The organism is Streptomyces sp. NPDC058000 (genome assembly GCF_042886435.1).
Classification (GTDB): domain Bacteria; phylum Actinomycetota; class Actinomycetes; order Streptomycetales; family Streptomycetaceae; genus Streptomyces.
On record NZ_JBHVQS010000032.1, the window covers coordinates 17,430 to 22,838 of the forward strand.

General features: G+C 75.0%; 1 protein-coding gene. It reads right to left on the reverse strand.

Going from position 1 to position 5,409, the window contains the following annotated elements; translation table 11 throughout:
- Positions 1-16 precede the first annotated feature (16 nt).
- On the reverse strand, positions 17-5,353 hold the full coding sequence (locus ACFVT2_RS26670) for an SDR family NAD(P)-dependent oxidoreductase (RefSeq protein ID WP_390021985.1): 5,337 nt from the start codon (positions 5,351-5,353) through the stop codon (positions 17-19).
- Positions 5,354-5,409 lie beyond the last annotated feature (56 nt).

Below are 5,409 nucleotides of genomic sequence, written 5' to 3' on the forward strand. Positions count from 1 at the left end.
TGAATGGGGGCCGGGTTCAGCGGTCGCTGTGACGCCCGAGTTCGTTGTCGATGAAGGCGAGGATTTCCACCGCGCTGGCGGATTCGAGGCGTTCGGCGACCCCGGAGCCGTTCTCCTGCGCCGCGGTCCCCCGCCAGGTGTCCAGGAGTTGCGACAGGCGGTTGGCGACGGCGGTCCGCGTGCGGGAGTCGGGCGCGCCGGCCGCGAGTGCGGCGTCGAGCCGATCGAGTTCCGCGAGCAGGGCCGGGCCCGCCGCGGTCCGGGCTTCGTCCACGAGCTGCGGGACGAGGTGTGCGGAGAGGGCGAGGGGGGTGGGGTAGTCGAAGACGAGGGTGGCGGTCAGCCGCAGTCCGGTCGCGGTGGCCAGACGGTTGCGGAGCTCGACGGCGGTCAGCGAGTCGAAGCCCAGGTCGTGGAACTCCCGCCGGGCGTCCACCGCCTTGGCCGAGGGGTGTCCGAGCACGGCGGCGGCCTCGGTCCGTACGAGGTCGGTCAGCAGCCGGACCCGGTCCTCCGGCCGTGCCTGCGCCAGGTTCCGGGCGAGCTCGGCGGGGGCGTCGGCGCCGGGGGCGGAGCTCGCGGCGGTCCGCCGGGCGCCCTTGATCAGGCCCCGGAGCACCGGCGGAACCGCGCCGCGGACCCGGGTTCCGGCGGCGACCGGACCGATCGGGACGAGGTGGGGTGCGTCCGTCGCGGTGGCGGCGTCGAACAGCGCCAGGCCCTGTTCCGCGGTGAGCGGCGGCACGCCGGTCGCCGCGATCCGCTGCATGTCCGCGTCGGACAGTGCCCCCGTCATGCCACTCGCCTGTGCCCACGCGCCCCAGGCGAGGGACTGGGCGGGCAGGCCCCGGGCGGCGCGGTGCCTGGCCAGGGCGTCGAGGAAGACGTTGCCCGCGGCGTAGTTGGCCTGGCCGGCGCCGCCCATGACGCCGGAGATCGAGGAGAAGACGACGAACGCGCCGAGGTCCGTCTCCCGGGTGAGCTCGTGCAGGTGCCAGGCGGCGTCCACCTTCGGGCGCAGCACGCCCGACAGTCGCTCCGGCGTCAGCGCGGTGACCACGCCGTCGTCCAGTACACCGGCCGTGTGGATCACCGCGGCCAGCGGATGGGCGAGGGAGTCGAGCACCCGGCCGAGCGCGGCCCGGTCGGTGGTGTCACAGGCCGCGATCGTCACGTCGGCGCCGAGGGCCGTCAGTTCGGCGCGCAGCGCGGCGGCACCCGGTGCGCTCTCACCACTGCGGCTCACCAGGACGAGGTGCTTGGTCCCGTGCTCGGCCACCAGGTGCCGGGCGAGGAGACCGCCCAGGCCGCCCGTACCGCCGGTGATCAGCGTCGTGCCGTCCGGGTCCCAGGCGGGGAGGCGGGGGGTGGCGTCGTCGGGTGCGGGCAGCCGGGCGAGCCGGGCGAGGTGCACCGTGTCGTCGCGCACGAGGAACTGGGCGTCGCCGGCGGCCAGCAGGCCCGGCAGCGCGGCCGGGAGGTCCGCTTCCGGCGTGTCCACCAGGGCGAAGCGGTCCGGGTGCTCCGACTGCGCCGAGGCCACCAGGCCCCACACCGCCGCGGCGGCCAGGTCGTCGCCGGACACCGCGCCGTCGGTCATGAACACCAGCCGGGCGGCGTCGAACCGCTCGTCCGCCAGCCATGCCTGGATCAGCCCCAGCGCCCACGCGGTCCGTTCGTGGACGGTGCCCGGGACGTCGTCGCCGGTGCCCGGCACCGTGGCGACGACGAGTTCGGGCACGTCCTCCAGCGACGCCAGTCCGCCGGTGCCCAGCGTCACGCTGCGCACGTCGTCGGTGGCCGGTGTCGGGGCGGCCGGCACCCAGTCCAGTCGCAGCAGGGTGCCTTCTTCGGCGCCGCTGCCGGCCGCGCGCGGGAGCGGTTTCCTGGCTTCCAGGACCAGGGAGTCCACCGACAGGACGGGGGCCCCCGCGGCGTCGGCGACGGCGACGGCGTACGTGCCCGGGCCGGTCTTCGCCAGGCGTATGCGGACCTCCGACGCCCCGCTGGCGTGCAGTTCGACGCCGTGCCAGGCAGAGGGGGCGAGGTCGCCGTCGGGTGCGGCCGCCTGCGTCACGGCTTCCAGCAGCGCCGGGTGCAGGCCGAAGTCCGCCGCGTCGGCGACCTCGTCGGGCAGCACGGCCTCGACGAAGGTCTCGTCGCCGTGGCTCCACAGGGCGCGGACGGTCCGGAACACCGGGCCGTGCTCGACGCCCTCGTCGTGGTCCGCGGGGTGCGTCGCCTCGGCTCCGGCCGGCGGCCAGGCGGAGGCGTCGAACGCCGCGGTGCCGTGCGCCGTCCCCCCGGCCGACGGTGCGGGCGTCAGCGTGCCGTAGGCGTGGTCCGTCCACGGCCGGTCGGGGGCGCCCGCGGGCTGCGAGGACACCCGGACCTCGCGCTCGCCGTTCACGTCGGGTGCGCCGAGCAACACTTGGAGCAGCACGGCGTCGTCGCCGGCCAGTACGAGCGGCTCGGTGAGGGTGAGCGTGTGCACGCGGTCGCAGCCGACCTGGTCGCCCGCGCGGACGGCGAGTTCGAGGAAGCCGGCGGCGGGCAGGACGCACGCGCCGTCCACCACGTGGTCCAGCAGCCAGGGGTGGGTGCGGGTGGACAGCCGGCCGGTGAGCAGCAGCCCGCCCGAGGCCCCCAGGGGCACCGCCGCGCCCAGCAGGGGGTGGTCGGCGGGGAGCAGGCCGGCGCCGGTCACGTCCCCGGTCGACGCGGTCGGCGCGGGCCAGTAGCGCGCGCGTTGGAAGGGGTAGGTGGGCAGGTCCACGCGGCGCGCGCCGGTGCCGGCGAACCACGCCGCCCAGTCCACCGCCATGCCCGCGACGTGCAGCCGGGCCAGCGCGGTCAGCAGGGCCCGTTCCTCGGGACGGTCCGCGCGCAGGGCGCTGACGCACAGCGCGGCCTCGTCCAGAGTGTGCTGCGCCATCGCCGTCAGCACGCCGTCCGGCCCCAACTCCAGGAACGCCGAGGCGCCTTCGTCCGCGAGGGTCCGCAGGCCGTCCGCGAAGCGGACCGTCTCCCGCACGTGCCGCACCCAGTAGTCGGGCGAGCACACCGATTCCCCGGTGACCAGGCGTCCGGTCACGTTGGACACAAGGGGGAGCCGCGGCGGCGAGAACGACAGTCCCTCGGCCACCCGCCGGAAGTCCGCCAGCATCGGCTCCATCAACGCCGAGTGGAAGGCGTGGCTGACCGCGAGGCGTTGCGTCTTGCGGCCTTCGTCCTTCAACTCCGCTGATATGCGGAGCACTTCGGCTTCGTCACCGGCGAGGACGACCGCCTCGGGGCCGTTGACCGCCGCGATCGACACCCCGTCCACCAGCCGCGGCCGCACCACCTCCTCGGACGCCTGGACGGCCACCATCGCACCGCCCCTCGGCAACGCCTGCATCAACCGCGCCCGCGCCGCCACCAGCGCACAGGCATCCTCCAACGACAGCACCCCGGCCACGTGCGCCGCCGTGATCTCGCCGATCGAGTGCCCGGCGACGAAGTCGGGTCGGATCCCCCAGGACTCCACCAGCCGGAACAGCGCCACCTCGACGGCGAACAACGCGGGCTGGGTGAACCCGGTCCCGTCCAGGCCGTCGGCGTCCCCGAACATCACCGGCCGCAGTTCCGGCAGTGCGCCTTCGAACTGCGCCAGCACCGCGTCCAGGGCCGTCGCGAACGTCGGGTGCCGGTCGTACAACTCCCGGCCCATCCCTGCGCGTTGCGCGCCCTGCCCCGAGAAGAGCACGGCGAGCGGGCGGTCCGTCTCCGCCCGGCCCCGCGCCGCCTCGGTCAACGCGCCGTCGGGGTACGGCGCGAGCAGCACCGCGCGGTGCGCAAACGTCGAACGCCCCGAGGCGAGCGAGAAGCCCACGTCCAGCGGTGTCGCCGTGCCGCGGTCGGACCCGATCCGCTCGATCTGTGCCGCCAGTGCCTGCTCGGACTTGGCCGACACCAGCCATGGCACCTCGGCGGGCGCCCCGCCCGGTTCCGTGCGGGGCGCGTCGTCGGGGTCGGCCCGTTCGATGATGACGTGGGCGTTGGTGCCGCTGATCCCGAACGACGACACCCCGGCCCGCCACGGTCGGTCGACCCCGGGCCATCCCTGGGCCTCCGTCAGCAGCTCCACCGCACCGGCCGACCAGTCCACGTGCGACGACGGCTCGTCGACGTGCAGGGTCGGGGGCAGCACGCCGTGCTGCATCGCCAGGACCACCTTCATGACCCCGGCCACGCCCGCGGCCGCCTGCGTGTGGCCGAGGTTGGACTTCACCGAGCCCAGCAGCAGCGGACGTTCGGGGTCACGGCCCTGCCCGTACGTGGCCAGCAGCGCCTGGGCCTCGATCGGATCGCCCAGCGCGGTGCCGGTACCGTGCGCCTCGACCACGTCCACGTCGCCGGTCGACAGTCCGGCGCTGGCCAGGGCCTGCCGGATCACCCGCTGTTGGGCCGGGCCGCTGGGGGCGGTGAAGCCGTTGGAGGCTCCGTCCTGGTTGACGGCCGAGCCGCGCACGACGGCGAGGACGGGGTGCCCGTTGCGGCGGGCGTCGCTCAGGCGCTCCACGAGGAGCACCCCGGCGCCCTCCGACCAGCCGGTGCCGTCGGCGGCGTCGGCGAACGCCTTGCAGCGGCCGTCCGCCGCGAGGCCGCCCTGCCGGCTGAACTCCATCAGGGAGCCGGGGGACGCCATCACGTTGACGCCGCCGACCAGGGCCAGCGTGCACTCGCCGGCCCGCAGGGCGTGGGCCGCCGAGTGCAGGGCCACCAGGGACGAGGAGCAGGCCGTGTCGACGGTCACCGCGGGGCCTTCCAGGCCCAGCGTGTAGGACAGCCGGCCGGACGTGGCACTGGCGGCGATGCCGGTGCCGATGTCCCCGGTGGCGTCGGTCAGGGAACGGATGAGCAGGTGGGCGTAGTCCTGGCCGTTGGTGCCGATGAACACCCCGGTGCGGCTGCCGCGCAGGGCGGTGGGGGCGATACCGGCGCGCTCGATGGCCTCCCACGAGGTTTCCAGCAGCAGCCGCTGTTGCGGGTCCATGGTGACGGCTTCGCGCGGGGAGATGCCGAAGAAATCGGCGTCGAAGTCCCCCACGCCGTCGAGGAATCCTCCTTCCTGGCTGACGGCGTTGCCGCGTTCGTCGACGCCGGCGTCCCGCAGGGCGCCCAGGTCCCAGCCGCGGTCTGTGGGGAAGGCGCCGATCGCGTCCTTGCCCGCGGCCAGCAGCTCCCAGAGGTCGTCGGGCGAGTGCGCGCCACCGGGGTACCGGCAGGCCATCGCCACGATCGCGATCGGTTCGGTGGCCGCGGCGGCGAGCTTGTGGTTCTGCCGGCGCAGGTGCTCGGCCTCCTTCAACGAGGCGCGGAGGGCTGCGACGACGGTTTCACTGGATGTGGTCATGGTCCGCTCTT